Source organism: Gammaproteobacteria bacterium, assembly GCA_003696665.1.
Classification (GTDB): Bacteria; Pseudomonadota; Gammaproteobacteria; order Enterobacterales.
In genome coordinates this window covers 1-1,695 of the sequence record RFGJ01000373.1, presented here as the reverse complement: position 1 = coordinate 1,695, position 1,695 = coordinate 1, and the positions used below count along the sequence as shown (strand labels likewise).

Below are 1,695 nucleotides of genomic sequence, written 5' to 3'. Positions count from 1 at the left end.
TGGCTTTGTGCCAACGGTGTTGATGATTAACGATGACGACGAACAGTCATCAGGCGGCGGCAATAACAACAACACTGGTAATACAGGTGGTTCATCTGGTGGTGGCGGTGGTGCCGCGTGCTGGTTGACGTTGCTGGCATTGGCTGGGCGGTACCGGCAGCATTTTGTTCGTCAGTCAAAAAGCGGTAGGGTGAAATCCATTTGTCGGAGTGCTGTCAGTTATTTTGTTTTTCTTTGCGAAAGTAAGGTATCCAAAGCAGCAAGCGGGATTTAACCGGCATTTAAAATTCGCACTATCGTGGCTAAACCAGAGTTTGCTGTATGCGCCTATTTGGTGAAGCAAGAGGTTGATCGAGCCATACCTGTGCCGCAAATTGAGCCCGCAGTTGCCGAACTGACCGTGCGCATCAAGGCGCTGCAATCTGGAGAATTGGTGGAGAATGGCATATGACGGAATCAAGCCCGATAGTCCGGCTGGTTGAAGAACGCAAGCATCGAGTCTGTGTGCGCGTCGGGTATTTGCATTTTTGGACGCACAAGCGATCGGTGCGTGAAGATGGAACATTGACGCCCAAAGGGCTTGAGGATTACAAGCGGGCCAAGATAGCGGCGAGCTATTCGCATGTGCCGTTGCGAGGCGAGCGAGTACCGGAACGTGATGTGCTTTATGAATTCGCCTATCGCTTTACGCATTGGTACAACCAAAAGCGTTATGAGCTTTTGGCGAGGGTGCCTGAAGTGGCGGCGAAGCGATTGGCCAGCGACGGCGTTTTGGTGCAAAAAGTATTTGTTCGTAATCAATTGGCTGTGCTAGCAGCAACTCGCTTGCCGAGCGGCACCAAGCCCAGTCGCGTGCGCTTTGAATGGTTGCCGCCAAACCATCCGTTGCGGGCCAATGGTGATAATGTCAACCGTATGGTGAAAGCGCATTTGCTGGCGCATGCGTCAACGAAGATGCTGGTTGATTTGATTGGTGACGGCAACCCTTTCACCGAAATATTATGCCAAGTGTGGGTCATCAAAAGGCACCTTTTTCCATTCAATGAGCTTCCAGATCGATTTGCGACATTGCTCGATCCGGGCTTTCTTCAGTTTCTTGGTGTCGATGCAAGATTGCCGGACGACCTTCGCTTTCGGATCAGGGATTTTATCAATGCGTGCGGCACGGATGTATCGAATGAATGGATTGACTATGAGGACATGTTGGCATGGGACATTGTGATGGACGAGTTTGTCGATCATCCGCCAGTTGAGCCGTTGGCACAAACACAAGGGTGGTGTGATTTGTATGACGAAATCGCTGGCGCTTGGTTTCGGTTTATGGACGCAGGATAGGAAGCATGAGCGAGGCCAATAACCCAATCTGTCTTACTATCTAAGCACATGAATGCCCGACACTTCAAAAGCAGGGGGACGTCAAAGTGATAAGAAAGTTATTTGCTATCTCGGTTAGACATGCCGTGAAGCTGATGGTCGTGCTTGGGATAATGATTGTCTTACTTGGGGTGACGCTGGGATATCCCGCGCCACTTTGAAAAGCAAATCAATCTGTTGTGTGTTCAAAGTGTTTCTGGTGTCAAAGAAACACTACAGCAGGTTGTTTGATGTTGTGGCAAAAGATGCAAACGCGGCAATTGATGTAATCCCGCTTCGCATTGTTAATTTGAGCCCAAAACTTGCTGCACATGCTTACCT

Annotated in this window: 2 protein-coding genes; both read left to right on the top strand. The window is 49.7% G+C overall.

The window, feature by feature from the left end:
• Nucleotides 1-274, top strand: a 274-nt coding sequence (locus D6694_09630; GenBank protein ID RMH40840.1) for a hypothetical protein, incomplete at its 5' end; no start/stop codon positions are given.
• Between the two features lie 173 nt (nucleotides 275-447).
• Nucleotides 448-1,335, top strand: coding sequence for a hypothetical protein (locus tag D6694_09625; protein ID RMH40839.1), 888 nt, complete (start codon nucleotides 448-450; stop codon nucleotides 1,333-1,335).
• The last annotated feature ends 360 nt before the right edge of the window (nucleotides 1,336-1,695 follow it).

Bases quoted from the DNA above. Each gene is read 5' to 3' on its own strand.
- D6694_09625 (RMH40839.1), top strand. From the start codon at position 448: ATGACGGAATCAAGCCCGATAGTCCGGCTGGTTGAAGAACGCAAGCAT.